The organism is Proteiniclasticum sediminis, from assembly GCF_018128025.1.
Classification (GTDB): Bacteria; Bacillota; Clostridia; order Clostridiales; family Clostridiaceae; genus Proteiniclasticum; species Proteiniclasticum sediminis.
Genome location: NZ_JAGSCS010000005.1, coordinates 78,218 through 103,901 on the forward strand (window position 1 = coordinate 78,218; position 25,684 = coordinate 103,901).

Annotated in this window: 25 protein-coding genes and 1 other RNA gene; all 26 read left to right on the forward strand. The window is 54.1% G+C overall.

The window, feature by feature from the left end; translation table 11 throughout:
* The first annotated feature begins 59 nt into the window (after nucleotides 1-59).
* Nucleotides 60-1,784: an ATP-dependent helicase gene (locus KCG48_RS05625; protein WP_211800455.1), complete on the forward strand. Its 1,725-nt coding sequence runs from the start codon at nucleotides 60-62 to the stop codon at nucleotides 1,782-1,784.
* A gap of 58 nt (nucleotides 1,785-1,842) precedes the next feature.
* Nucleotides 1,843-2,808: an RluA family pseudouridine synthase gene (locus KCG48_RS05630; protein WP_211800456.1), complete on the forward strand. Its 966-nt coding sequence runs from the start codon at nucleotides 1,843-1,845 to the stop codon at nucleotides 2,806-2,808.
* 13 nt (nucleotides 2,809-2,821) lie between these two features.
* On the forward strand, nucleotides 2,822-4,420 hold the full coding sequence (locus KCG48_RS05635) for a putative polysaccharide biosynthesis protein (RefSeq protein ID WP_211800457.1): 1,599 nt from the start codon (nucleotides 2,822-2,824) through the stop codon (nucleotides 4,418-4,420).
* Between the two features lie 172 nt (nucleotides 4,421-4,592).
* Nucleotides 4,593-5,336 (forward strand): zinc dependent phospholipase C family protein, encoded by a 744-nt coding sequence (locus KCG48_RS05640; protein ID WP_211800458.1) that lies wholly within the window; start codon nucleotides 4,593-4,595, stop codon nucleotides 5,334-5,336.
* Nucleotides 5,333-6,988, forward strand: coding sequence for a B12-binding domain-containing radical SAM protein (locus KCG48_RS05645; protein ID WP_211800459.1), 1,656 nt, complete (start codon nucleotides 5,333-5,335; stop codon nucleotides 6,986-6,988). The genes KCG48_RS05640 and KCG48_RS05645 overlap by 4 nt, the downstream gene beginning before the upstream one ends.
* Before the next feature lie 152 nt (nucleotides 6,989-7,140).
* A complete protein-coding gene (locus tag KCG48_RS05650; protein WP_211800461.1) occupies nucleotides 7,141-7,467 on the forward strand; it encodes an ATPase in 327 nt (108 codons plus the stop codon).
* Nucleotides 7,454-9,400 carry a V-type ATP synthase subunit I gene (locus KCG48_RS05655; RefSeq protein WP_211800462.1) on the forward strand — a complete coding sequence of 649 codons (1,947 nt, stop codon included), beginning with the start codon at nucleotides 7,454-7,456 and terminating at the stop codon, nucleotides 9,398-9,400. Before KCG48_RS05650 ends, KCG48_RS05655 begins: the two co-directional genes overlap by 14 nt.
* 19 nt (nucleotides 9,401-9,419) lie before the next feature.
* Nucleotides 9,420-9,899 (forward strand): V-type ATP synthase subunit K, encoded by a 480-nt coding sequence (locus KCG48_RS05660; protein WP_211800463.1) that lies wholly within the window; start codon nucleotides 9,420-9,422, stop codon nucleotides 9,897-9,899.
* Nucleotides 9,900-9,943: 44 nt separating this feature from the next.
* Nucleotides 9,944-10,501 carry a V-type ATP synthase subunit E gene (locus KCG48_RS05665; protein ID WP_211800465.1) on the forward strand — a complete coding sequence of 186 codons (558 nt, stop codon included), beginning with the start codon at nucleotides 9,944-9,946 and terminating at the stop codon, nucleotides 10,499-10,501.
* Between the two features lie 11 nt (nucleotides 10,502-10,512).
* Nucleotides 10,513-11,514: a V-type ATP synthase subunit C gene (locus KCG48_RS05670; RefSeq protein ID WP_211800467.1), complete on the forward strand. Its 1,002-nt coding sequence runs from the start codon at nucleotides 10,513-10,515 to the stop codon at nucleotides 11,512-11,514.
* Entirely contained in the window at nucleotides 11,507-11,815 is a 309-nt protein-coding gene (locus tag KCG48_RS05675) for a V-type ATP synthase subunit F (RefSeq protein WP_211800468.1), read from the forward strand. The genes KCG48_RS05670 and KCG48_RS05675 overlap by 8 nt, the downstream gene beginning before the upstream one ends.
* Before the next feature lie 13 nt (nucleotides 11,816-11,828).
* Complete coding sequence (locus KCG48_RS05680) at nucleotides 11,829-13,592, forward strand: V-type ATP synthase subunit A (protein ID WP_211800469.1); 1,764 nt, start codon at nucleotides 11,829-11,831, stop codon at nucleotides 13,590-13,592.
* Nucleotides 13,585-14,973 carry a V-type ATP synthase subunit B gene (locus tag KCG48_RS05685; RefSeq protein ID WP_211800474.1) on the forward strand — a complete coding sequence of 463 codons (1,389 nt, stop codon included), beginning with the start codon at nucleotides 13,585-13,587 and terminating at the stop codon, nucleotides 14,971-14,973. The genes KCG48_RS05680 and KCG48_RS05685 overlap by 8 nt, the downstream gene beginning before the upstream one ends.
* A 2-nt stretch (nucleotides 14,974-14,975) precedes the next feature.
* A complete protein-coding gene (locus KCG48_RS05690; RefSeq protein ID WP_211800476.1) occupies nucleotides 14,976-15,614 on the forward strand; it encodes a V-type ATP synthase subunit D in 639 nt (212 codons plus the stop codon).
* A gap of 163 nt (nucleotides 15,615-15,777) precedes the next feature.
* On the forward strand, nucleotides 15,778-16,047 hold the full coding sequence (locus tag KCG48_RS05695) for a DUF1292 domain-containing protein (RefSeq protein WP_211800478.1): 270 nt from the start codon (nucleotides 15,778-15,780) through the stop codon (nucleotides 16,045-16,047).
* The gene (locus KCG48_RS05700; RefSeq protein WP_211800480.1) at nucleotides 16,040-16,435 is read left to right on the forward strand and encodes a hypothetical protein; all 396 of its coding nucleotides are present in this window, start codon (nucleotides 16,040-16,042) and stop codon (nucleotides 16,433-16,435) included. The genes KCG48_RS05695 and KCG48_RS05700 overlap by 8 nt, the downstream gene beginning before the upstream one ends.
* Nucleotides 16,436-16,525: 90 nt before the next feature.
* A non-coding RNA gene (gene ssrS / locus KCG48_RS15150) (6S RNA) lies at nucleotides 16,526-16,723 on the forward strand.
* A 61-nt stretch (nucleotides 16,724-16,784) separates the two neighbouring features.
* Nucleotides 16,785-16,970, forward strand: a complete 186-nt coding sequence (locus KCG48_RS05705) for a DUF896 domain-containing protein (RefSeq protein ID WP_211800482.1) — start codon at nucleotides 16,785-16,787, stop codon at nucleotides 16,968-16,970.
* Between the two features lie 12 nt (nucleotides 16,971-16,982).
* The gene (gene hprK, locus KCG48_RS05710) at nucleotides 16,983-17,903 is read left to right on the forward strand and encodes an HPr(Ser) kinase/phosphatase (protein WP_211800484.1); all 921 of its coding nucleotides are present in this window, start codon (nucleotides 16,983-16,985) and stop codon (nucleotides 17,901-17,903) included.
* A 96-nt stretch (nucleotides 17,904-17,999) separates the two neighbouring features.
* Nucleotides 18,000-18,455 (forward strand): Fur family transcriptional regulator, encoded by a 456-nt coding sequence (locus tag KCG48_RS05715; protein ID WP_211800486.1) that lies wholly within the window; start codon nucleotides 18,000-18,002, stop codon nucleotides 18,453-18,455.
* Nucleotides 18,456-18,618: 163 nt separating this feature from the next.
* Nucleotides 18,619-19,521, forward strand: a complete 903-nt coding sequence (locus KCG48_RS05720; protein ID WP_211800488.1) for a DMT family transporter — start codon at nucleotides 18,619-18,621, stop codon at nucleotides 19,519-19,521.
* 250 nt (nucleotides 19,522-19,771) lie between these two features.
* Nucleotides 19,772-21,184: a PTS mannitol transporter subunit IICB gene (locus tag KCG48_RS05725; protein ID WP_211800490.1), complete on the forward strand. Its 1,413-nt coding sequence runs from the start codon at nucleotides 19,772-19,774 to the stop codon at nucleotides 21,182-21,184.
* A gap of 33 nt (nucleotides 21,185-21,217) precedes the next feature.
* Nucleotides 21,218-23,281, forward strand: coding sequence for a BglG family transcription antiterminator (locus tag KCG48_RS05730; protein WP_211800492.1), 2,064 nt, complete (start codon nucleotides 21,218-21,220; stop codon nucleotides 23,279-23,281).
* Between the two features lie 5 nt (nucleotides 23,282-23,286).
* Entirely contained in the window at nucleotides 23,287-23,715 is a 429-nt protein-coding gene (locus tag KCG48_RS05735; RefSeq protein ID WP_211800493.1) for a PTS sugar transporter subunit IIA, read from the forward strand.
* Between the two features lies 1 nt (nucleotide 23,716).
* On the forward strand, nucleotides 23,717-24,862 hold the full coding sequence (locus tag KCG48_RS05740; protein ID WP_211800495.1) for a mannitol-1-phosphate 5-dehydrogenase: 1,146 nt from the start codon (nucleotides 23,717-23,719) through the stop codon (nucleotides 24,860-24,862).
* Between the two features lie 80 nt (nucleotides 24,863-24,942).
* A complete protein-coding gene (gene nagB, locus KCG48_RS05745) occupies nucleotides 24,943-25,674 on the forward strand; it encodes a glucosamine-6-phosphate deaminase (RefSeq protein ID WP_211800497.1) in 732 nt (243 codons plus the stop codon).
* Nucleotides 25,675-25,684 lie beyond the last annotated feature (10 nt).

Here is a 25,684-nt window from a genome sequence, read left to right on the forward strand (position 1 = left end):
TGGGGTACAATAGACATTTACGGCCGGGGTTCCCGGAGACAGAAATGGAGGTCAGGGTTTTGGAATTGGATCAGTATCAGGAAAGCGCATATCGGACAACGGAGAAAAGGGTACTGGTGGTGGCGCCGCCAGGATCCGGAAAAACCACCGTCATGCTGAGGCGCCTTCGGCATCTTCTCGAGGGCGGCGTCAAGGCCGCGGAGATTCTCGTCCTCACCTTTTCCAAGGCTTCCGCCGTGGAGATGGAGGAGCGGTTCCGCGGGGAGCGGGGAGAAAAACCCTTCTTTGGCACCATCCACGGCCTCTGCTACAAGCTGCTCCGGGAAAAGCGGGGAAACCTCGCCATGATCTACGGCAAAGAAGAGTATCTGCTGAAAGGGAAGATCCAGAAGGAACTGAAACTGGATGTGGAGGATACGGAGTCCATTCTTCGGGACATTTCCCGGTTCAAAGTCTGGAGTCATCTGCAGGAAGGGGAGAATAACCCCACCTTCAAGGATGAGCTCTTCCGCCAGGCCTTTGCCCTCTACGAGAAGGAGCGAATGGCCAAGGGGCTTCTAGATTTTGACGATCTCCAGATCGAAGTGCTGAAGGCCCTGGAAAATCCCGGGGAACTTCAGCGCCTCCAGAAGCGCTACACCCATCTCCTCATCGATGAATTCCAGGATCTGGACCCCGTACAGCTGAAGATCATCCAGGTCCTCTCCCGGGGCCAGTCCCTCTTTGGGGTCGGGGATGAGGACCAGTGCATCTATGCTTTCCGGGGCTCGGACCCCCGGGGGATGATCGATTTTGAGGAGATGTTTTCCGGAAAAAAGCTCTACCTCAAGTACAACTACCGGAGCACGGAGAATATCGTGAACTATGCGGGCGAAGTCATCCGCTTCAATGCCCTGCGCAATGCCAAGGAGCTTCGGGCCAGCCGCAAAGGCACCCGAAAGATCACCAAGATTTTCCCGGAAACCCAGGAGCTCATGCTCATGGACATCGCCCAGGAAATCCGAAAGGGCCAGTTTGGCAGTTACGCCGTGGTCTACCGGACCAATCGGGAAGGTATGCGGATCAAGGAATATCTTCGCCGGGAAGGCATCCGTTTCTCCTCCCGGGACCGGTACAACTTCTTCTCCAGTTTCATGGCCCAGGATCTTCTGGACTATCTCCGGGCAGCCTATCAAAATGACCGGAATGCCTTTTTGCGCATCGCCAATAAGCCCTTCCGCTACATGACGAAGGAGGATATGCGCCGCATCCGCCAGGGGGAGGACCTGGCCCAGGTGCTCCTGGATCCGGAAAAGAACAGCTACAGCATTCTGAAAAACCGGGAGTTTCTAAAAGACCTGGCCGGGATCAAAGGGAAGCCCACGGCCAAAGTGGTGGACTATGTGGCCCGGGTCCTGGGGTATGAAGAATACCTGGAAGCCTACGCCAAACGGACCGGTCGGGATCAGGAGGATCTCCTGGAGGATCTGGAGGAGCTCAAGGAAGTGGCCGCCCTCTATGACAATCCCATGGATCTTTTGGCGGCCTCCAGCGAGACCACCTCGGAAACCTCGGAGAACGTGCTGCTTTCCACCGTCCATGGGGTGAAGGGACTGGAGTTTGACATGGTCTTTGTGGTCAATGCCGTGGAAGGCTACATGCCCCACAGCGCCTCCCTCTCCAATCTGGAGGAGGAGCGGCGGATTTTCTACGTGGCCATTACCCGGGCCAAGGAAGAGCTACATATCTATAGCCCCAGATTTATTCATGGAAAAGAGAGAAAAAGAAGCCGTTTCGTACTATAATATAGGATGACGTAAAATCGTCACAGGTTGAACTAATTTGAGTGAAATAGGAGTAAATATGAGAATAGAAATCGGATCCAATGAGGCAGGCCAGAGACTGGACAAGTTTCTGCGCAAATACCTGAAGGACGTACCCCTGTCCGCCATCTTCAAGACCCTCAGAAAGGGCGATGTCCGGGTCAACGGCGCCAAGGGAAAGGAAAAGCAGTTCCTGGAAGTGGGCGATGTCATCGAAATCAAGTACCTGACGTCCAATGCGCCCAAGGAGAAAAAGACCGTTCCCGAAGTGGAACCGGAGTTCAAGGTCACCTATGAGGATGACAATATCCTCATCGTGGAAAAATGGCCCGGCATCCTGGTCCATAAGGATATGGCCGGCACCGACGTGACCCTCACAGACCAGGTTCTATCGTATCTGGCCCAGAAAGGGGAGTATGTGCCCCGGGAAGAAAAGACCTTTTCCCCGTCGCCCGTAAACCGACTGGACCGGAACACCTCGGGCCTCGTCATGTACGGGAAAAACTTTGAAGCCCTGAAGGCCCTCAATGAGATGATCCGGGACGGACGCATCGTGAAAAACTACCTGGCCATCGTCCAGGGAAGAATCAAGGATGGAGAATACCGTGCCTACATTGAGAAGCGCGAAGATAACAACATCAGCAGCATTTCCCAGGAACCGGGACCCATGCGCAAAGAAATCGCCATGACGGTGAAGACCCTGGAGTCCTCCGGCCTCTTTTCCCTGGTGGAGCTGGATCTCCTCACGGGCAGAAGCCATCAGCTCCGGGCCCATCTAGCCTCTTTGGGCAATCCCATCATCGGGGACCGCAAATACGGAGACAAGAAGATCAACAGCTTCTTTGCCAACAAGTATGCGCTGAATTTCCAGTACCTCTATGCCTATAAGGTTACCTTCAAGAATCCCGACGGGAAGCTGGAGTATCTGGGCAACAAGGTCATGACGGAAAAACTCCCTCCCCTGTTCAAGAAAGTAAAAACGGATCTCTTCAAGTTCGATTTATAGCACGGAGGCACTTATGAAGCAGATGTCAACCGGAAGGGGCTTTGCATATCTTTCCATTGCGGAGCTTCTCGTCAAGATCATGTCCCTCATCTATGTCCCGGTCCTCGTGCGGATCCTGGGCGATGTGGGTCACGGCATATATGCGATTTCCTATGAGGCTTTTACCCTGATCTATGTCCTCACCAATGAGGGTATCCAGCGGGGAATCTCCAAACTGATTTCCGAACTCCATGCCCAGGGGAATCCCCGGGATGCCGTCCGGGCGTTTCGGCTTTCCCGCACCATGCTGATTTTTGCGGGACTTGTGGCCTCGCTCCTGCTCTACATCATGGCACCCTACATCGCCAATGCGTCGGACACAGCCCAGGCGACCCTGTCCATTCGTGTGCTGTCGCCCACGATTCTCATCACCTCGGTGCTGGCCGCCTACCGCGGATATTTCCTCGGCCGAAGCTTTGTCACCGCCAACGCCCTGTCGAAGATTGTGGAACAGCTGGTCAATGTGGCGGTATCGCTTCTGGCGGCATATCTTCTCATGCGCGTAAGCCTGGTGTACGGTGTGGCCGGCGGTGCCCTCGGCACCAGCATTGGCGCCCTGGCCGGAGTGGCCCTCCTCATCCGGGAGTACTACAAGGCCCGCCTTCACAAGGTGAAGCGTCAGGATCAGAATCCCGATGCCGTACATCACACGAATCAGGAGCTGGTGCGGCGGATCTTGTCCTATGCCATGCCCATCACCTTGACCGCAGGCATGATGCACATCGGCGGATTCATCGACATGTTCATCGTGAACAGCCGGCTTAGCGTAGCCGGGCTGTCCTTCAAGGCGGCCAAAACGGCCTACAGCCAGCTGGCCCGCTATAAAAATCTGCTCTATGCGCCAAACACCATTCTGGTGGCCTTGGCTGCCGTGCTTCTTCCGGGAATCTCCGCCGCCCGGGCAGTGAACAACCAGGAAGAAGTGGGCAAGAAGATCACCTATGCGGTGAAGATGGTGTTCCTGGTGACCATACCCTCCTTTGTGGGCATGGCTGTCCTGGCGGGACCCATCTATGACATTCTCTATCCGGGCCGAGGCGGTGTGGAGCTCCTCCAGATGGGCGCGGTCACCGTGGTCTTCCTGGGCTTCATCCAGGTGCAGAATGTCATCTTCCAGGGACTGGGCAAGTTCTACTGGGGATCCTTCACCATGCTGGCGGGCATTCTCACAAAGCTCGTCATGAACTATTTCCTGGTGGCCATCCCTTCGGTGAACATCCAGGGGGCGGTGATCTCCCATTTCATGAACTTCCTCATTCCCACCCTGGCAAACCACTACCTCATCACGAAGGTGTTGGGCTACAAGATCCGCCTGGGTCGAAGCGCCAAGGGCCCCATGATTTCCGCTGCAGCCATGGGCGTAGTCATCTACCTGCTTTCCCAGGTCTTTGCTTTCGTGAAGCTGGGGTATGCTGCCTCCAGTCTCCTGACCTTCATCAATATCATGGTGGGGGTGGGCGTCTATATGGTGTTCATGCTCCTCACCGGCGGCATCACCCGGCAGGATCTCACCGAAATGAGTCCCCGGCTTTTGCGCCTGATTCCCGCAAAACTGCGTGCAAGAATGAAGTAGCCTTTCTCCGGCTTTCGCCGGGGGGAGGCTTTCCTCGTTCTCAGGACTTGAATTCTTTTGTGTTTCTCCGATAATAGACTTATAATAAAAGAAACACCATTGAAAGTTATTCTCAATTGGAGATTCAAAAGATAAATCCCTCGACGAACCAAGAAAAGAGGAGTGGTTTCCCATGGAAGGAACACTGAACGAGAAAAAAAAGAACGTCATGGAGAACACCTACGGTAAGGTCCTCACGGGGATCATGCTGGCGGCAAATCCCTTTAAAAAGATGGCCTTTAAAACCCCTTGTATGGTCCACCGTTTCATCAATATCCAGGCGGTGGTGATCCTGGAGAACGAGGGGCACCACAAAGCAGCCCATTTCTACAAGGCCTTCATCAAGGCACTGAATGAGGGCGCCACTTGGGCGGACCAGGATTTCAAATCCATCAACCACTTCTATCACAATGAAAAGCAGAAGGGACTTTACGGCTTTTCCGATAGCCTGTCGGAGGCCCAAAAGTACATGGCTAAATCCCTCTATTTCCTGGAAAAGGGGAATCTGCAGCGCTCCGTGTTCTATCTGGGCGTTTTCTGTCACCTGTCCCAGGATATGACCGTGCCCCAGCATGTGAATAACCGGCTTCTCGACAGCCATAAATCCTATGAGACCTGGATCAAGAAGAAAATTTTCGCGGAGATTGATTATGCCGTGGACCATGGCATTCTCCGGTTTGAAACCTTTGATGACTACATCCGAGAAAATGCGGTGGTGGCCAACTATTACTATGAGCTCTACAAAGCCATCCCAGACAAGGATGAGATGTATGAGAAAATGTCCCGGAAGCTGGTCACCGTGGCCCAGAACACCACGGCAGGGCTGCTTCTGGATTACTATGAACAACATTATGAAAGTCATGAGGGAACCCGATGAAGATCTTGCTCACAGCGCTGAACTCCAAGTATATCCATACGAACATCGCTCTCCGGTATCTGGAGAACATGCCTCTCCCCGAAGGGATAGAGTGCCTGCGGGAAGAATTCACCGTCAATGAGGATCTGTCCTGGGTCCTGGAAAAAATCATAGAAAGGCGGCCGAAGGTGGTGGCCTTTTCTGTCTATATCTGGAACTTTTCCCGGGTGAAGACCCTCATTACGTTGCTGAAAGCCTTGGACGGGGAGATGAAAATTCTCCTGGGGGGGCCTGAGGCTACCTATGGGGGGGAGGATCTTCTGCTGGAACTCCAGGCGGATTATTTGATCCGGGGGGAAGGGGAGAAAACCTTCCAGGAATTTTGTCAGGCGATGCTGGGCTTGATCGACATGTCCAGTGTCCGGGGCCTGTCCTATCGGGAGGGGGATAAGGTTTACCACAATCCTTCCCGGGAGAAGATGGATCTTTTGGAGGTGCCTTATCCCTATGGGGTAGAGGAGAACCTGGTGGGAAAGATTGCCTATATGGAGGCCTCCCGGGGCTGTCCTTACCGCTGCAGCTACTGTCTGTCTTCGGCGGAGCGGGATCTGCGGTTCCTGCCGCTTCCCGAGATTCTTCAGCGGGTGGAGAAACTTCTCCGTACCGGAACCCGGGTGGTGAAGTTCATTGACCGGACCTTCAACATCCATCCCGAGGCCGTCGCCCTCTGGCGTCATCTCATTGCCCTGGACACGGAGGTGACCTTCCACTTTGAGCTATCCCCGACGCTCCTGACGGCAGAGCAGCTGGAGGTGCTGGCGATGGCACCGCCGGGCCGGATTCAGCTGGAGGTGGGGATTCAAAGCACCACCCCAAAGGTGCTGGAGAACATTCGGCGGCCCATGGCCTTTTCCCTGATTCGAGAGAGGCTCCAGAGTCTGAACCGCCTGAAGGCCATCCATACCCACATGGATCTCATTGCGGGACTTCCGGGGGACACCTTGGAAGACTTCCGCCAGAGCTTCAACGATGTGTATGCCTTAAAACCGGACATGCTGCAGCTGGGCTTTCTGAAAGTGATTCCGGGAACGCCCTTGGCGAAGGACGCCCAGCGCCTGGGGATCTTCCACAGTCCCGAACCCCCCTACGAGGTGCTGAAGACCCCTGGGATGAACTATGAGGATCTTCGGCTGCTCCATCATGGGGAGGCGGTGCTGGACAAATACAGCAACTCCGGCAATTTTGCCGCGGCCATGAGCTACATTCTCCAGGAGGACGAGGATCCCTTCGCCTTCTTCATGGCCCTGGGGCAAGCCTTCAAGGAGAACGGCCATCTGGACCGGGCACCCGGGACGCAGGAGTACTACCGGATTCTTCTTGAGTTTGCCCTGGACTATCGAGGGGGGAAGGGGCATCCCTTGGATCCCCTCGTGCTCCAGGAGTGTCTGAAGTATGACTGGCTGAAAACCAGCCGGAAGTCCTTTGTACCGGACTTTCTTCCCCGGCACCCGCTGCCCAAGGGTGGAGGGAAAAAAGGTGCGGTGGAGCGGTTTATCGTGGATGTACCGGTCTTTCTGGAAACGGGAAAAGTGCACTTCAGGGACACTTTTCTCATCTATGACCCGAACCTGGGGCAGTTCATCCCTGGACTCTTGTCAGGGACGCAGGGGTGAGCTACTATAACCTCAAGTGGTATTTATTATCACTTAAAGTCATAAGGAATACGCATTTTTTGAATAGCAGTTTTCCCCAGATCATGCTAGAATGATAAGGTATGGTAACGTTTTAGACAGTCAGAATGCGGTGAGGAATGGAGGTGAGCAATATGGCAAAGGATGCACTGGATGCGGTGAGGGAAGCGGAGGATGAAGCCCGGACTCTCATGGCGGAAGCCGCACAACACGCCAGAGAAGAGAAGCGGGAAGCGGAAACGCTTGCCGAGGCGAAAGCCAAGGAAATCATGAGCCAGGCCCAGAAGGAAGCGGATCTTCTCAAAGAGAAGGCCAAAACCCTGGGGGACGAACTGGCTAAGCCCATCCTGGAAAAGGGGGCAACCCAGGCTCAGAAGCTGGAAGCTTTGGGCCGGGAGGACCTGAAGGATGCGGTGAATATTATTGTAGAGAGGATTGTGAAGTCAAATGGCAATCGTTAAGATGAGCAGATTCAGTCTGTTCACTTTTGATGCGGATCGCGACAAGCTTCTCCATGAACTGCAGAAATTCGGCTATGTTCACTTTACCAACCTGAAAGCGGAAAGCGCTTATCAGGAGGAAGGACTGACGGGACTGGAAGTGCCGGAAGCCCTGGGTGAGGTGGACGAGGAAATTCAGGATGTTAAATTTGTCCTGGATCTGCTCAAGCGCCACGATGACCGGGAAACGGGCATCAAGGGGATGATCCGGGGAAAAAGCCAGTTCACCTTTGAGGAACTGGAAAAGAAGGTCAGCGCCTTCGATTATCCGGGGCTCATCGGGCAGTTCAAAAAGCTCACGGGAGAAATTGACAGTCTCAGCCAGGAAGAAATGAAGTGCAGTGCCCTGGTGGAGGAACTCCGCCCCTGGAAATCCCTGGACTTTGAGTTAAAGTCCCTGCGAAATCTCCAGTTCAGCGAGGTCTTCACCGGTACGGTGCCCAAGAAGCTTCTGGATAAGCTGAAGAGCGATCTGGGCAGTCTGACGGAAACCCATGTGGAATTCATCAGCGAAAGCAAGGATGAAGGCTATCTCTTGGCCATTACCACCAAAGGGGAGAAGGAAGCGCTCAGTGAAATTCTTCGGAACAGCAGCTACAGTCAGCTCCAAATTCCCACGGAGCTTTCCCCGGCAGCGGAAATCGCGCATCAGAAAGAAAAACTCCAACGCATTAAAGCGGAGAAAAAGGCCCTGGAAGGCCAGATCAAGGCCCAGGCCGGGGAACTTCCCCAGTTTGAGGAAACCTATGAGTATCTCCTGAACAAGAAGCTGCGCTTCGCCGCAGAAACCAACTTCATGAAGACGGACCACGTCAATGTGCTCTCGGGCTATGTGCCCACAGAGCATGTGGATACCTTCACCAAGGCGGTGGAAACCACCCAGGCCCAGGCCTATTACCTGGAAGTGAAGGAAGCGGAGTCCGATGATGATTCGGTGCCGATTCTCCTGAAAAACGGAAAATTTGTCGAGTCCTTCGAGTCCCTCACCACCATGTATGCCCTGCCCAAGTACAGCAGCGTGGATCCCACACCGCTCTTTGCCCCCTTCTATCTGGCCTTCTTTGGCATGATGGTGGGCGATCTGGGCTTTGGTCTGGTCATGCTTGTGGGGACGGTACTGGCCCTTCGCTTCTTCAATCTGGACAAGGGGACCAAGACCTTCGTCCGATTCTTCTTCTACCTGAGCTTTTCCACCATCGTCTGGGGACTGGTTTTCGGCTCCTTCTTTGGCGGGGTCATTCCCATGAAGGGTCTGATCAATCCGTCCACCCAGTATCAGGAGCTCCTCATCGTCTCCATTATCTTCGGTGGAATCCATCTCTTCTATGCCCTGGCCATCAAAGCCTATCTGGCCATCCGGGACGGAAAGCCCTGGAATGCGCTCTTCGATGTGGGCTTCTGGTATATGGCCCTCATGGGCGCCATCGTCTTCCTGTTGACCATGTTCCTTCCCCTGGCTCCGGTGGTGAAAACCATCGCCCTGGTGGTGATGGTCACCGGTATGGCGGGCATCGTCCTCACGGGCGGAAGAGACAATGAAAGCGTCGTAGGAAAGGCCGCCGGCGGACTCTACAGTCTCTACGGCATTTCCAGCTACATCGGCGACTTCGTCTCCTATTCAAGGCTTATGGCCCTGGGCCTTTCCGGTGGATTCATTTCCACCGCCATCAACATGATGGTGGGAATGCTCTTCGATATGGGCTTCCTGGGCTACATTCTGGGCGTCGTGGTGTTCCTCGGCGGCCAGGCCTTCAACCTGTTCCTGTCGGCTCTTTCCGCCTATGTGCATACGTCGAGACTCACCTATGTGGAGTTCTTCGGCAAGTTCTACGAGGGTGGGGGAAAAGGCTTCAAACTGTTTCGGAATAAGACAAAATACATTAATTTGGAATAATGTTTAGGAGGAAATATCAATGAATTTTGGAGAAATCATCACACAGAACGGTGGAATTGTATTTGCAGCACTGGGAATCGCCTTGGCGGTTATTCTATCCGGTATCGGCTCAGCCAGGGGCGTCGGCATGGTGGGTGAAGCCGCCACAGGTCTCATCATCGAGGAACCGGAAAAGTTCGGTAAATCCCTCGTTCTTCAGCTGCTTCCCGGTACCCAGGGTCTTTACGGCTTCGTTATCGGTCTGATGTCCCTGGGCTCCCTGAGCACCAGCATGAGCCTGATCAATGGCCTCTACATCTTCCTGGCTTGTCTTCCCATCGCCTTCGTTGGTTACTTCTCCGCCATCTACCAGGCAAAAACTGCTGCGGCAGGTCTGGCGATTCTGGCGAAGAATGAAGAACACTCCACCAAGGGTATCATCTACTCCGTCATGGTGGAAACCTATGCTCTGCTGTCCTTCGTTATGTCCCTGATTCTTCTGTCCTCCGGCGGATTCTAAACCCCATGTCCAGAAGAACGACGACAAAAAAAGGAAGTGAGTAAATGTCTAATCTGGAGAATCTCACCGGGAAAATTCTGGAAGAAGCCCGGGCCAAGGCCCAGGGGATTCTGAACGAAGCCCAGGCCTACAAGGCCGAAGTGGTGGGGAAAAAGGTTCAGGAAGCCGAGGAGCGCAAAGCGAAAATTCTGGAGAAGGCGGCCTTTGACGCCAACCTCATGAAGGAGCGAATTGTCTCCAATGCGGAAGTCGTAGCCCGAAATGCGGAGCTCAGCGGAAAGCAGAAGGTCATTGACCAGGTCTTTGCCGCAGCCAAGGAGCAGCTGGCGGATTTGCCCCAGGAGAAATACCTGGCATTTTTGCAGGAAACTTTGAATCAGCTCCCGCTAAAAGGGAGCGAAGTTCTGGTGGTTCCCGCGAGCCGACGAGCGGCAGTGGAAGCTTTAGGGCTAAAGCTTTCGGTCTCGGCGGAGGAAACGGTGGAATCCGGGTTCCTCATCAAGGACGACAAGGTGTCCCTCAACTACAATTTCAGTGATCTCGTGGATTTCCACCGGGATGAGCTGGTTAAAGACGTCGCAAGTTCGCTGTTTCAGAAGTAGGGAGGGATGACATGAACAGAATGGATTTTTCCCAAGCTGTCATCCGCGTGAAGGTGCTGGAAAAGCGCCTCCTTTCCAAGGCTCGTCTGGAACGCATGGTGGACGCCAAGGACATGGGCGAAGTGCTGAAGATCCTGGCAGAAACCGAATATCAGCCCCTTCTGGGCAGCCTGGAGCGGCCCGAGGACTATGAGCGGATTTTGTCCGGGGAAATGACCCGGGTCTATGCCCTCATGGCGGAGCTCACGCCGGAACACGTCATTGCCCAGCTTCTGGCGCTGAAGTACGACTACCATAACCTGAAGGTTCTCCTCAAGGAGAAGATTCTGGGCAAGAATCTGCAAAACCTCCTGGTGAGCTACGGCATGGTGGAGATTTCCAAGCTCCGCAGCGCCGTGACCCTGGGGGATGCCGAAGGGATCGCCCAGCCCATGGCGGAGGCCATTGCCCAGGTGGAAGCCCATTATGAGAAAAACGCGGATCCGCAGTTCATCGATATTCTGCTGGATCGGTACTACTACCTCCATCTCCAGGAACTGGCCCAAGGGACACAGATTCTGCTCTTCACGGATTATGTCCGAAATCTCATCGACTTCACCAATCTCAAAACCCTGATTCGGGTGAAGAAGATGGAAAAGGACATTAAGTTTTTGGAAGAGGTCCTCTTGGACGGGGGAAACATCGGGAAGGAGAAGATCCTCTATTCCCTCAATGATTCCCTGGATGTGATCCTCACCCGGTTCAAGAATGAAAAACTGGCGAAACCCCTGACGGAAGGCCTGGAGGCTTTCCGAAAGACGGGAAGACTCACGGATTTCGAGAAAATCATGGACAATGCTCTCATGGCTCTCCAAGAGCCATCCAAGAACATCATCTTCGGACCGGAGCCGCTCTTCTCCTATCTCTACGCCAAAGAGGCGGAGATCAAGGCGCTGAGAATCATCATGGTCTCGAAGATCAACAAGCTTTCTCCCTCCGTGATCCGGGAAAGGTTGCGTGATTTGTATGTATAGAATAGGTGTCATCGGAGACAAGGATTCCATCTTGCCCTTCAAGGCTTTGGGAATCGATGTTTTCCCCGTCGTGGGCCCCGAAGAGACCAGGAAAACCCTGGACACTTTGGCCCGGGACAAGTACGGGATTGTGTTCATCACGGAGCAGGCGGCGCAGCTCATTCCCGAATCCATCGACCGCTATGTCAAGGAACTGGTTCCTGCGGTGATTCTCATCCCCAGCAACCAGGGCAGCCTGAACATCGGCCTCAACAAAATCACCGAAAATGTGGAAAAGGCCGTCGGCTCAAATATTTTATAGAAGGAGCGCTCTAATGAAAGTCGGAAAGATCATCAAAGTATCCGGCCCCCTTGTTGTGGCAGAGGGCATGGATGAAGCCAACGTTTATGACGTGGTGAAAGTTTCAGATAGAAAGCTCATCGGTGAAATCATCGAAATGAGAGGAGACAGGGCCTCCATCCAGGTTTACGAGGAAACGACGGGCATTGGCCCCGGCGAGCCCGTATATACCACTGGAGAGCCTCTTTCCGTGGAACTGGGACCCGGACTCATCGAGTCCATGTTCGACGGAATCCAGCGTCCCCTCAATGCGATTATGGAACAGGTGGGAGATTTCCTGGTGAAGGGTGTGGAAGTTCCTGCCCTGAACCGGGAGAAAAAGTGGGCCTTTGTCCCCACCGTGGCGGTGGGGGATGAGGTTTCCGCTGGCGATGTCATCGGCACCGTCCAGGAAACCAGTATTGTTCTCCATAAAATCATGGTGCCCTTCGGTGTCCAGGGAAAGGTCAAGGCCATTACGGCTGGAGACTTCACCGTCATTGACACCGTCTGTGTTCTGGAGTCCGGCGAAGAGCTGAAGATGCTCCAGAAGTGGCCTGTACGTAGAGGAAGAACATACCTTAGCAAAATCAACCCCGATGAGCCCCTCATCACCGGTCAGCGCGTCATCGACACCTTCTTCCCCATCACCAAGGGCGGAACCGCAGCGGTTCCGGGACCCTTCGGCTCCGGGAAGACCGTGGTTCAGCATCAGCTGGCGAAGTGGGCGGATTCGGAAATCGTTGTTTACGTTGGCTGCGGTGAACGCGGCAACGAGATGACGGACGTGCTCATGGAGTTCCCGGAGATCATTGACCCTAAAACCGGCGAATCCCTCATGAAGCGAACCGTGCTCATCGCCAACACCTCCAACATGCCCGTGGCAGCCCGTGAGGCTTCCATTTACACCGGCATCACCATTGCCGAGTATTTCCGGGACATGGGCTACAGCGTAGCCATCATGGCTGACTCCACCTCCCGCTGGGCAGAAGCCCTTCGTGAGATGTCCGGCCGTCTCGAAGAAATGCCCGGTGACGAAGGTTACCCGGCCTACCTGGGCTCCCGTGCGGCAGAGTTCTATGAGCGAGCCGGCAAGGTCCAGTGTCTGGGCAATGACGGACGCATCGGCGCCCTGACCATCATCGGCGCTGTTTCACCTCCAGGCGGAGACATTTCGGAACCGGTTTCCCAGGCTACTTTGCGCATCGTTAAGGTCTTCTGGGGCCTGGATGCCTCCCTGGCTTACCGCAGACACTTCCCCGCCATCAACTGGATGAATTCCTACTCCCTCTACCAGTCCAAGGTGGACAAGTGGATGGACAAGAATGTGGATGAGGATTTTGCCCAAAACCGTGTCAAGGCCATGGCTCTTCTTCAGGAGGAATCCTCCCTGCAGGAAATCGTGCGCCTGGTGGGCCGCGACTCCCTGTCCGAAGGCGATCAGCTGAAGCTGGAAGCCGCCAAATCCATCCGTGAAGACTTCTTGCAGCAAAATGCCTTCCATGAGCAGGACACTTATGCTTCATTAGCCAAGCAGAACCTCATGCTGAAGATGGTGCTACACTTCTACGAGGAAGGAAAGCGTGCCCTGAAAAACGGCATTTACCTCAACGATCTGCTTAACCTGGAAGTCCGGGACCGTATCGCCCGTGCCAAGTACCTGGATGAAAAGGACATTGAAAAAATCAACAGCATCAACACCGAGATGACCCGCGTCATCGACGAGCTGATCCAGGAAGGAGGAATCCTCAATGCTTAAAGAATACCGAACCGTCCGGGAAGTCGTGGGTCCTCTCATGGTCGTGGACGGCGTCGAAGGGGTCAAATATGAGGAGCTGGTGGAGATCGAGCTTCAAACCGGACAGAAGCGCCGGGGAAGAGTGCTGGAAATCAACGGTGACAAAGCCATGGTGCAGCTCTTCGAAGGCTCCACAGGCATCAATCTGAAGGGAACGAAGGTCCGCTTCTTGGGCAAGCCCCTGGAACTGGGCGTTTCCGAAAGCATGATCGGCCGGATCTTCGACGGTCTGGGAAGACCCAAGGACGGCGGTCCGGAAATCATCCCGGAAAGCCGCATGGACATCAACGGCATTCCCATTAACCCCGTTTCCCGAGACTATCCGTCGGAGTTCATCCAGACGGGAATCTCCGCCATCGACGGGTTGAACACCCTGGTCCGCGGACAAAAGCTTCCCATCTTCTCCGGATCCGGACTTCCCCATGCGGAACTGGCGGCCCAGATTGCCCGTCAGGCCCGAGTCTTGGGCAAGGGCGACAAGTTCGCCGTGGTCTTCGGCGCCATCGGCATCACCTTTGAAGAGGCGCAGTTCTTCATCGATGACTTCAAGAAAACCGGAGCCATCGACCGGGCCGTGCTCTTCATGAACCTGGCCAACGATCCCGCCATCGAGCGTATCGCCACCCCGCGTATGGCCCTGACCTGCGCGGAGTATCTGGCCTTTGAAAAGGGCATGCAGGTTCTCGTCATCCTCACGGACCTGACGAACTATGCGGAAGCCCTTCGGGAAACCTCCGCCGCCCGTAAGGAAGTTCCGGGCCGACGAGGCTATCCGGGATATCTCTATACGGACCTTTCCACCATCTATGAGCGGGCAGGCCGAATCAAGGGAAGACCGGGTTCCATCACCCAGATCCCCATCCTCACCATGCCCGAGGATGACAAGACCCATCCCATTCCGGACCTTACCGGCTACATCACCGAAGGACAGATCATCCTGTCCCGTGACCTCTACAAGCGCGGCATCGAACCCCCCATCGACGTTCTGCCCTCCCTGTCCCGTCTGAAGGACAAGGGCATCGGCCGAGGCAAGACCCGGGAGGACCATGCCGATACCATGAACCAGCTGTTCGCCGCCTATGCCACGGGTAAGGAAGCCAAGGAGCTTTCCGTCATTCTGGGCGAATCCGCCCTGTCGGAATCGGACAAAGCCTTCGCCGACTTCGCCGACGCTTTTGAAAAGCGCTATGTGAGCCAGGGCTATGAGAACAACCGGGAAATCACCGATACCCTGGAGCTGGGCTGGGAACTGCTCACCATTCTTCCCCGCAATGAGCTCAAGCGTATTCGTGACGAATATCTGGAGAAGTACATGCCAAAGGACACCAAAGGAGTTGAGTAACCATGCCCACACTGAACGTTAATCCAACTCGTATGGAATTAACCAAGCTCAAGGCAAGACTGGTTACGGCCTCCCGCGGACATAAGCTCCTGAAGGACAAGCAGGACGAGCTCATGCGCCGGTTCATCGATATGATTAGGCGGAACAAGCTGCTCCGCGAACAGGTGGAAAAGGAGCTGACGGAAGTCTTTAAAGAGTTCCTCGTGTCTTCGGCCATCATGAGCCCGGAGTTTCTACAGGAAGCCGTGGCCTTCCCCAAGGAGGAAATCCAGGTGGACATTCGGAAAAAGAACGTCATGAGCGTCAATGTGCCCGTGATGAACTTTGTCCGGAAGCTGGCGGATGATCCCGGCAGCATCTACCCCTACGGCTATGCCCAGACCTCTTCGGAGCTGGACGATGCCATTTCCCGGCTCTACACCGTCATGCCCAAGCTTTTGGATCTGGCGGAAGTGGAGAAATCCTGCCAGCTCATGGCGGATGAGATCGAAAAGACCCGCAGACGGGTCAATGCCTTGGAATACCGCACCATTCCGGAGCTTCGGGAGACCATCAAGTTCATCCGCATGAAGCTGGATGAGAATGAGCGCGGCACCATCACGAGACTGATGAAAGTCAAGGATATTATCCAGAAGGCCTAAAGCCGTGCGGCTTTTGCCCAAGAAGACGAGCCCTGGGGACGGAAAATCCCCAGGGCTCGTTTTTCGATTTTTTCGGAGGGAGTTTGTCCGGTCCCCCGGCAAATAATCCTTGAATAACCGCGGGGTTCAATGCTATGATGAATGCAGACAGGAGTTGATCAAAGTGGAAGAACGCATGATTTTAAAGTTCAAGGATGAAGAAGGCCAAGTGGTGGAACTGGAAGCCGTGGCTGAGATTTATCTGGAAAAGCAGAAGTACCTGATTTTGGCCCCTCTGGATGAGGAGAGCACTGATGAGTATGTTTACCGCGTGGATGTGAACAAGGACGGCCAGGAAGAGCTCAATGTGGTGGACTCCGATGAAGAGTTCATGCAAGTGAAGAAAGAATACAAAAATCTGCTGTACCGCAGTGAAGGTGGAGAAGATGAATAAGGATAATATTTTACAGTATCTCGAGAACAACGGTCTCAGCGACATCGACATTCTGAAGGAAGAGGAAGGGCTCATTGTAGCCACCGCTTATTATGATTTTGATGGCGATGAGCTGGATGCCGCCAAGGCCTATGCCGACGATCAGGTGGAGGAAGATGACAGCGAAGAAGTCTACAACGAGTTCTTCAACAATTATCTGGTGGACCTGGCCGTGGATAACCTGGGCGAAGTCATGGAAGAGCTCATCGAGGAAGAGGGCATCGATGCCCAGTACCTCACCTACGAGCTGGATCCCGAAGAGGTGGAAAGCCTCCAGGTGGCCATGCTCTTCTCCTCAGGCGATACAGACAATGATCTGGAGGACATTCTGGACGAGCTGGAAATGTAACAAATGTGATCCAGTCGTTAACGGAATATTGGGACAATTCACAGGTGTCCATCTTGAAAAATCGAAGGTTTATGGTATAATAAGGTAAGTAGAATCCTGAAGTGTTCGCGTAGCCTATATATTCAACCTACATTATAGATCCGGGATCCTCCACAAAAGGAATGATATCAGACTTAAATGGTAGCTACCTTTTCCTAGGAACATAAGGAGATAGACAATTCCTTTGCGAGGAACCCACCTGCTGAGGGCAGGTATGGATTAATAGGTGGACGGCATGTCGGGAAACTAACATGAGTATGATTGCTCTGCTTACAGGCAGAGCAATTTTCATTATTTGGAGGAATTAAACATGGAACATATCCCCCACGACGATCTCGTGGCAAAAATCAATACATTCACGCAGCTGGCCCGGGAAAGGGACTTGACCCCCGAAGAAGCCTCGGAGCGGGAAGCCTGCCGTCAGGAATACCTGAGCCGGATTCGGCGCAGCATGCGAGGTCAGCTGGAAGGGCTGGAATATACCGGAGATAAATAGGAGGAAAGAAACATGTCTGTGAAAGTCAAAGACCTGATCAAGGATTTTGATTTGGAGGTTCTTCAGGAAGGGGCCATCAACAGCGAAATCAGCATCAATGATATCAACCGGCCAGGACTGCAGCTGGCAGGTTTCTACAACTATTTCTCCAAGGATCGGGTGCAGGTCATCGGCATGGGCGAATGGAGTTTTCTCGACGAGCTGATCCCCGCATTGCGGGAAAAACGCGTGGAGAAGTTCCTCAGCTATGACATTCCCTGCATCATCATCACCCGCAATCTGGAGCCCCATCAGGAGCTGCGGGATGCGGCCAAGCGCCATCGGAAGTGGGTGCTTCGAACGAAGCTTTCGTCCACCACCTTCATATCCCGCCTCACCATGCATCTGTCCAATGCCCTGGCTCCGGAAACCCGGCTCCATGGCACCTTGGTGGATATCTACGGCATGGGCGTCTTCATCACCGGCGACAGCGGCATCGGCAAGAGCGAAGCCACCCTGGAGCTTTTAAAGCGGGGACACCGGCTGGTGGCCGATGATGCCGTGGACATCCGGGCGGTGGACGGCATCCTGCGGGGACGCTGTCCGGAGATCACCTTTGGCATGATGGAAGTCCGGGGGCTGGGCATCATCGATGTTTCGGCGCTCTATGGCCTCTCCACCATGATTCCCACCAAGCGCATCGACTTCATCATTCACCTGGAGCACTGGCGTGACGACGGGGATTACGACCGTCTGGGCATGGACGAGTTTGCCGAGATTCTGGGGGTCAAGGTGAAAAAACTGGTGGTGCCTGTGCGCAGCGGACGAAATATTTCCATCATCATCGAAGCGGCGGCAGCCAACTACCGCTATTCCCGAATTTCCAAGGTCTCGCCGGCAGATGTCATCGACGAGCGGATGCGGGAAATCAGCCAACGGGAAACCGAATTTTAGGGTAAAATTCACCGCTGAAAATCGGTCTTGTATTTTACAGGATTATAAACTATAATTAGTATAAAATTTGAATGGTTATAATCGAGGTGAAAAAAGATGATGATCAACAATATCGACGTTTACCTCCGAGAAAAAGGGGTTAAGCCCTCCTATCAGCGGAAGCGGATTTTTGAGTACATGATGAACAATCATACCCATCCTTCCGTCAACGACATCTATGAGGCGCTCATTGGCGAGATTCCTACCCTGAGCAAGGCTACGGTTTACAATACGATGAATCTGTTCCTGGAACATCAGCTCATCGAAGTCCTCCCCATCGACACCAACGAGGTGAGGTTCGATATCTACAATCCCAAGGAGCATGGACACTTTAAGTGCGACGTCTGCGGCGAGATATTCGATGTGAACATCAAGATCAATGTGGAGGATTTATCCGATGATCTTCTGGGCTTCCAGGTGGATGCGGAGATCTACAATTTCCGGGGGACCTGCCGTCTGTGCCGGGAAAAGGCAAAAGAGGCAGAACTTCTTTCCACATCCAATGCCGTTTAAGGCGGAGGAAAGTATATTCCCCTCTACGGAGAAGTGAGACATCCAAAGAACAGAGCGCGCTCTGTTCTTTTATTGTGAAAATCTTTTTTGGGGAAAAGGTTTCCGCCAAAATAAATATGTTAAGATAGAATTCAGCATGAAACGAAAAGGATGGGACAGGGATTTGAACAAGGTAAAGGGAGAAATTGGGCTGCTGCTGGTGTCGGTAATCTGGGGATCCGGATTCATCGCCAGCGCCATAGGACTGGACTATCTGTCCGCCGAGGAGACGTTGGCCGGGCGTTTCTTTGTGGCGTCCGTCATCCTGGCTCTCCTCAATGGAAAACGGCTCCTGGCCATCCGGAAGGAAACCTGGAAGAAGGGGATCATTCTGGGGGGACTGCTCTATTTGTCCTTTATCCTCCAGACCATCGGCCTGGTGCATACCACCCCCTCCAAAAATGCCTTCCTCACGGCAGTGAACGTGGCGCTGGTTCCCTTTGTGGGCTTCCTCGTGGCCCGGCATGCCCTCAATAAGAAGGATATCCAGCGGGCCTTCCTGTCCATGGTGGGGGTGGCGGCCATCTCCCTGGAATGGAGCGGAGCGGTGAATGTGGGGGATCTCCTCAGTCTTCTGTGCGCTGTGACCTTTGCCTTCCATATCCACTACACCGGCCTTTTCTCCCAGGAGGAACACCCCTTGGAGATCACCTTCATCCAGATGTTCACCGCCTTTATCCTGGGGACTGTGGTCATGCTGGGAAAAGGCGACACCCTCCTCGGGCGGGATCCCCGGGGCTATATGGCTGTGGTTTACCTGGGGGTCTTTAGCACCACCATCGCCTTCCTGGTGCAGACGGCCAGCCAGCGTTTCACCAAGAGCTCCCGGGCTGCGGTGATCATGTCCACGGAGTCCCTCTTCGCCATGATCTTTTCCATTCTCTTTCTGAAAGAGTCCGTGACCCTGCGGATGGTCATCGGGGCCCTCATCATCTTCACCGCCATCATCCTTCCCCAGGAGAGCGAGGAGAAGATCCCGATTCCCGAAGCCTATCCGCTGGATTCGGCGGAAGAGGAAGCGGTCTAGGAAGATCCTTATTTGCATCATCAATTCCCGTTTGTCATGTCCTCCATGACAAACGGGAATTTTCTTTTAATTGTTTTGCGAATGAAAACGTAATACTATGGGAATATAGAGAAATCCACCGGGGATTTTCACCAAATCGTTACTGATGAGCATGCGGACAAAAACGCGCGGTCTTGGTCGTGTTACGGCATCAGTTGCTTCACTTCATCCACTTCGTTTGTTGAACTTATTTTTTTATTGGAGGTATGAAATGGAAAAGCAAAATTCTGGAGCAAAGTCAATGGTCCAAAAGTTCGGCGCATACCTGAGCGGAATGGTCATGCCCAACATGGGCGCGTTCATCGCCTGGGGTATCATTACAGCACTCTTCATTGAAACCGGATGGCGTCCCAATGAGAAACTGGCCACCATGGTTGGTCCCATGATCAACTACCTGCTGCCGCTTCTCATCGCGTACACCGGTGGTAAAATGGTCCACGGTCACCGCGGAGGCGTGGTGGGAGCCACTGCCACCATGGGTGTCATTGCCGGAACCAGCATTCCGATGTTCATGGGCGCCATGATCATGGGACCTCTGGGCGGTTTCCTCATCAAGAAGATTGATGGAGTCTTTGAAGGCAAAATTAAAGCCGGATTTGAAATGCTCATCAACAACTTCTCTGCAGGTATCCTCGCTGTGATTTTGGCCATCCTGGGCTATTACGGCATGGGACCGGTGGTTCAGCAGCTGAACGATTTCATGGCCGCTGGCGTTAACGCCATCGTCAACATGGGCGTGCTCCCGCTGGTGCACATTTTCGTGGAACCGGCCAAGGTGCTCTTTCTGAACAATGCCATCAACCACGGTATCTTAGGGCCCCTGGGCATTGAGCAGGTGGCACAGAATGGCAAGTCCATCCTCTTCATGCTGGAGTCCAATCCCGGACCTGGTCTGGGTATCCTCTTAGCCTACATGTTCTTCGGAAAGGGCATTTCCAAGGCTTCCGCATCCAGCGCAGCGGTGATCCACTTCCTGGGCGGAATCCATGAGATCTACTTCCCCTACATCCTGATGAAGCCGATCCTCATTCTGGCTGCCATGGCCGGTGGAGCTGCGGGTACCCTCGTCTTCACGATCTTCAAAGTAGGCCTCATCGCCACCCCATCCCCAGGATCCATCTTTGCCTACACCCTCATGACCCCCAAGGGCGATCATCTGGGCGTTTACCTGGGTATTCTGGTTGCTGCAGCCGTCTCCTTCGTCATCGCTTCCCTGCTCCTGAAGGGCTCCAAGGCCCAGGAGGAAGATCTGGAAGGCGCACTGGGCAAAATGGAAGCCATGAAGGGCAAAGAAAGTTCTGTCCGCAGCTCATTTGTTCCCCAGGGCGGAAAGAGCTATAATGAAGTGAAGAAGATCATGTTTGCCTGCGATGCCGGTATGGGATCCAGCGCCATGGGTGCCTCCATTCTGAAGAAGAAGATCAAGGAAGCCGGAATGGACATCGATGTGACCAATGTGGCCATCAACAACCTGCCCAAGGATGTGGACCTGGTGGTCACCCATAAGGACCTCACGGACCGCGCCGCACGTATGGTACCCGGAGCCATCCACGTTTCTGTGGAGAACTTCCTGGGATCACCCAAGTACGACGAAATCATCGAGAACCTGAAGAAATCCAAATAACCTGAAGCCATAAATTAATAGGAGGTGCCGTGATTGTATATAACAGCTCGAGAAAGGCTCATGTTGAGTATTCTCCTGGAGTCACGGCACCTCTTTGTATCCTTGGGGGACATGGCTCAGCGCCTGGAGGTATCCCTTCGGACGGTGCAGCGGGAAATCAAGTTTCTGGAAGAAACCCTGAAGGCCAGCGGACTCTATCTGGACAAGAAGCCCAATGAGGGCATCCGCATTGGCGGCCCCGAAGTGCAGGTGGATCTTCTCAAGGAAGCCCTGAAAAGCTACAATGATTTTGAACTGGAACGCAATGAACGGATGCTTCTTCTCTACACTGAACTTCTGAAGAATGATGAACCGGTGAAGTCCTCCACCCTGACGGCCCTCCTGGGGATTTCCGGGAAGACCCTGCAGCAGGACCTGGAGGTATTTTCCGAAGAGATCCGCTACTGTAACCTGACGCTGACCCGAAAACCCGGTTACGGGACCTTCCTTGTGGGCAGCGAGAAGGATAAGCGCATGGGGTTTGTGAATCTCGTCCTCCAGCGAATGGAACAGTTTCCGGTTTTCTCTTTGCAGGAAGGCCGGTTCCTTTCCTTTGACCAGGAGGACCGGATTTTTTCCCTTCTTGATCAGGGACGGCTCGAAGTCATCGAAAAAGCCCTCTTTGCCGAACTGGAACAGCTGGACTATCGGCTCACGGACCTGGCGCTGCTGGAACTTTTGCTTCATCTCAATCTGTCGGTGATCCGAACCCGCCAGGGCTTCCTGGTGGAGGATTCCCCCAAGACAGAGCTCAGCGAGGAAGACCGGGTGGCTGAAGCCGTGGGGGAAAGCCTTCAATCCCAATTGGAGATCACCCTGCCGACAGCGGAGATTCGTTTCATCGCGTCCATCCTCAGCAGCGCGAAGCGCACCCGAAGTCTGGAGATCGATGAGAACTACGGGCTGACAGCCTTGGCCACCTCCCTCATCGATGCCGTCACCGAGGCCACGGGGTACTACTTTGACCGGGACCGGCGCTTCATGGAAGCGCTCATGGCTCATCTGGAGCCCCTTCTCAACCGGATCCGCGATGGAATCACCGTGCTGAACCCCATCAAGAAGGAGATCCAGGAGGATTATGCGGTGCTCTTTGGCACCCTGGAGAAGATTCTCAAGGACAAGTTCCCCGGACAGGAGATCAGCGATGATGAGATCGGGTTTCTCACCCTCCATTTTGCCTCAGCGGTGAAGGAACTGAAGGAAGCTCCCAAGGTGTCCACCCTGGTGGTCTGCACCAGCGGCATTGCCACTTCCCGGATGCTGACGAAGAAACTCCTGGGCAAGTTTCCCCAGCTCACCATTATCGAACAGGGTTCCATCATCGATCTCAAGAAGATGGACACGACGGATTTTGATCTGATCATTTCCACGGTGGGGATCCGGGATGCCCAGTTCGAGTACATTCTGGTGAGTCCCATGCTGTCCGAGGAGGATGCCCGGAAACTGGAGCGGGTCATCAACGACAAACTGCTGACCTTTTCCCGAAGAAAGGCCAAGCCTTCCCGGGAGGAGCACAAAACCAGTGAGGGGTTTGATCCCGAGCCTGCCCTGGCAGCCACGGAAGCCGCCACGGGGATGATCCGGTCCCTCCTGGAGCATTTTGCCCTTCGGGAACTGCAGGCATCCAGCTTACCCGAAGCCCTGGACCAGATGTTTGCCGATCTTTCGCTACCCCATGGGGGGGAAGCGGCCAAGGCCATGCTGCTGCAGAAAGCCCGAACCACTGGGTCGGCCCTTCCCGGAACGAGGCTGGCCCTGATCCATGGCCGTCATGAAACCGTGGACCAGCCGCTGTTTCGGGTATACCGAAACCCCCAGCCCTTAGTGATGCTGGGGATGGATGGGAAAACTCAGGCTGTGCAGACGCTGCTGCTTCTGCTCACCCCGCAGCAGCTGGGGGAGGCGGAGCTGGAGCTGGTCAGCACCATCAGCATCGCTTTACTGGAACGGGCCAACACCCAAATTTATGAAACCGCAGGAGAAGGGCAAATCCGAACCCTGCTCCTGGACCATCTAAAGACAAAGTATCTCGAAATTATGATGAAGAAGTGGAGGTAACAAAGATGAGCGACATCTTGCGTTTGGAGAATATTCTCCTCAATCAGACCCTGAAGGATAAAACCCAGGCCATCACCATGGCTGGAGAACTGCTGGTGAAAGGCGGTTATGTGGACGAGCACTATATTGCGGAAATGCTGAAGCGGGAGGAACTGTCCACCACGTACATCGGCAATGACATTGCCATTCCCCATGGCACCAATGAAGCCAAGGAAGATGTGAAGGCGTCGGGAATTTCGGTGATTCAGGTGCCGGAGGGCGTGGATTTCAACGGGGAAAAGGCCCGCGTGATCTTCGGCATTGCCGGAAAGGACAACACGCACCTGGAGATTCTCTCCAACATCGCCATTCTGTGCTCCGACATGGAGAATGTGGAGAAGATCGTCCGTGCCTCCACCAAAGAAGAGATCATGGACCTCTTGGGAGGGCTGTAAGATGAAAGCAATCCATTTTGGTGCCGGGAATATCGGCCGGGGATTCATCGGCCTCATCCTGAAAGAAAACGGCTTTGACGTGACCTTTGCGGATGTCAGTGCCGTACTCATCGACGAGCTGAAGAAAAAAGGGGAGTATGATGTGATCCTGGCGGACCCCTCTGGAGAAAAGATCCATGTCTCCGGGGTTCATGCCCTGAACAGTCAGACTGAAGGGGACCTTTTGGCCGATGCCGTGGCAGAGGCGGATCTCATCACCACGGCGGTGGGTCCCAATATTGTTCCCCTCATCGCCAAGAACCTGGTTCCGGGAATTCGTCGACGAATGGAAAAAGGAGAGGAAACCCCATTTTCCGTCATCGCCTGCGAAAATGCCGTGGGTGCCTCGACGATTCTGAAAAAGGCTCTTTTTGAAAGCCTGACGCCTGATGAGCAGACCTGGGCGGAAGAACACATGGGCTTTCCCGATTCGGCCGTGGACCGCATCGTGCCGCTGCAAAACAATGCGAATCCCCTGGATGTGAAAGTGGAACCCTTCTTTGAATGGGTGGTGGAGTCCGGCAAGGTCAAGGGAAATTTCCCGCCGCTGAAGGGCGTCCACTATGTGGAGGAGCTGAAGCCCTACATCGAGCGAAAGCTGTTCACCGTGAACACCGGCCATGCCGCCACAGCTTATTTTGGCATGCTCCGGGGATACCAGACGGTCCTGGAAGCCATCTCCGATCCCGCCATCGAGGCCGAGGTTCGGGAAGTGCTGAAAGAAACGGCCTTCTACATCACCACAGCCTACGGGTTTGATCCGAAAGAGCATCAGACCTATGTGGATACGATTATCCGGCGATTCAAGAATCCGGAGATTTCCGATGACCTGAGCCGTGTGGGCCGATCCCCCTTGCGAAAAATCTCCCGCAGCGACCGATTTGTGACTCCGGCTTTGGGGGTACTGGAGCGGGGAAAAGATCCTGTAGCCCTGGCCAAGGCCATGGCCGCCGCCATGAAAACCCGCCATGGGGAGGATCCGGAGAGTGTCACCCTGACAGATTTCATTGCAGCAGAAGGGGTAGAAGCTGCCCTGGAAAAATTCTCCGGCTTGGAAAAAACTCATCCTTTAACGGCCCTGGTGGTGAAAGCATACGCCATACTCTAAAAACCTCGTCCCTCTCTTGTTAACATGTTGTCAGATTCGTGTTAGAATGGAGAGGAATACAGATGAAAAGAGGTAGAGTGATGAAATTCAAGATCTTTGAAACCTATGAGGAAGCCAGCGCATACAGTGCGGAACTTCTGGCGGAGGTCATCCGGACGAAGCGGGATGCCGTGCTTGGCTTAGCCACAGGCTCCAGTCCGGAAGGGATGTACAAGGAGATCATTCGTCGGTACGAAGCCGGGGAAATCGACTTTTCCCAGGTGAAAAGCATCAATCTCGATGAGTATGTGGGACTAACCGGAGACCATGATCAGAGTTACCGGTACTTTATGGACACCCATCTCTTCAACCACGTGAATATCAACAAGGCCAACACCCATGTGCCCCAAGGTGTGGGACAGGATCTCGCTGCTCTGGCAAAAGCCTACGATGAGCTCATCGAGAATCTCGGGGGGATTGATGTCCAGGTTCTGGGCATCGGCGCCAACGGCCATATCGGATTCAACGAGCCTGAGCATGAGCTTCACCTGAAGACCCATGTGGCGGAGCTGAAGCCGGAAACCATCGAAGCCAACGCCCGATTCTTTGAATCCCGGGATGATGTGCCCACCAAGGCCGTCACCATGGGCATCGGGGCAATTCTTTCCGCGAAAAAGATTATCCTCATTGCTTCCGGCGAGAGCAAAGCGGAAGCGGTGAAGGCCCTGGAAGATGATTTTATCTCCACCCATGTACCGGCTACGCTGCTGAAGCTTCATGCTGATGTCACCGTGGTGCTGGACAAAGAAGCGGCATCGCTTCTGACCAAGTAAGCTAAGCAAA

Coding starts and splice junctions, on each gene's coding strand:
- KCG48_RS05630 (WP_211800456.1), top strand. CDS start 1,843: ATGAGAATAGAAATCGGATCCAATGAGGCAGGCCAGAGACTGGACAAG.
- KCG48_RS05635 (WP_211800457.1), top strand. CDS start 2,822: ATGAAGCAGATGTCAACCGGAAGGGGCTTTGCATATCTTTCCATTGCG.
- KCG48_RS05640 (WP_211800458.1), top strand. CDS start 4,593: ATGGAAGGAACACTGAACGAGAAAAAAAAGAACGTCATGGAGAACACC.
- KCG48_RS05645 (WP_211800459.1), top strand. CDS start 5,333: ATGAAGATCTTGCTCACAGCGCTGAACTCCAAGTATATCCATACGAAC.
- KCG48_RS05650 (WP_211800461.1), top strand. CDS start 7,141: ATGGCAAAGGATGCACTGGATGCGGTGAGGGAAGCGGAGGATGAAGCC.
- KCG48_RS05655 (WP_211800462.1), top strand. CDS start 7,454: ATGGCAATCGTTAAGATGAGCAGATTCAGTCTGTTCACTTTTGATGCG.
- KCG48_RS05660 (WP_211800463.1), top strand. CDS start 9,420: ATGAATTTTGGAGAAATCATCACACAGAACGGTGGAATTGTATTTGCA.
- KCG48_RS05665 (WP_211800465.1), top strand. CDS start 9,944: ATGTCTAATCTGGAGAATCTCACCGGGAAAATTCTGGAAGAAGCCCGG.
- KCG48_RS05670 (WP_211800467.1), top strand. CDS start 10,513: ATGAACAGAATGGATTTTTCCCAAGCTGTCATCCGCGTGAAGGTGCTG.
- KCG48_RS05675 (WP_211800468.1), top strand. CDS start 11,507: ATGTATAGAATAGGTGTCATCGGAGACAAGGATTCCATCTTGCCCTTC.
- KCG48_RS05680 (WP_211800469.1), top strand. CDS start 11,829: ATGAAAGTCGGAAAGATCATCAAAGTATCCGGCCCCCTTGTTGTGGCA.
- KCG48_RS05685 (WP_211800474.1), top strand. CDS start 13,585: ATGCTTAAAGAATACCGAACCGTCCGGGAAGTCGTGGGTCCTCTCATG.
- KCG48_RS05690 (WP_211800476.1), top strand. CDS start 14,976: ATGCCCACACTGAACGTTAATCCAACTCGTATGGAATTAACCAAGCTC.
- KCG48_RS05700 (WP_211800480.1), top strand. CDS start 16,040: ATGAATAAGGATAATATTTTACAGTATCTCGAGAACAACGGTCTCAGC.
- KCG48_RS05705 (WP_211800482.1), top strand. CDS start 16,785: ATGGAACATATCCCCCACGACGATCTCGTGGCAAAAATCAATACATTC.
- hprK (WP_211800484.1), top strand. CDS start 16,983: ATGTCTGTGAAAGTCAAAGACCTGATCAAGGATTTTGATTTGGAGGTT.
- KCG48_RS05715 (WP_211800486.1), top strand. CDS start 18,000: ATGATGATCAACAATATCGACGTTTACCTCCGAGAAAAAGGGGTTAAG.
- KCG48_RS05725 (WP_211800490.1), top strand. CDS start 19,772: ATGGAAAAGCAAAATTCTGGAGCAAAGTCAATGGTCCAAAAGTTCGGC.
- KCG48_RS05735 (WP_211800493.1), top strand. CDS start 23,287: ATGAGCGACATCTTGCGTTTGGAGAATATTCTCCTCAATCAGACCCTG.
- KCG48_RS05740 (WP_211800495.1), top strand. CDS start 23,717: ATGAAAGCAATCCATTTTGGTGCCGGGAATATCGGCCGGGGATTCATC.
- nagB (WP_211800497.1), top strand. CDS start 24,943: ATGAAATTCAAGATCTTTGAAACCTATGAGGAAGCCAGCGCATACAGT.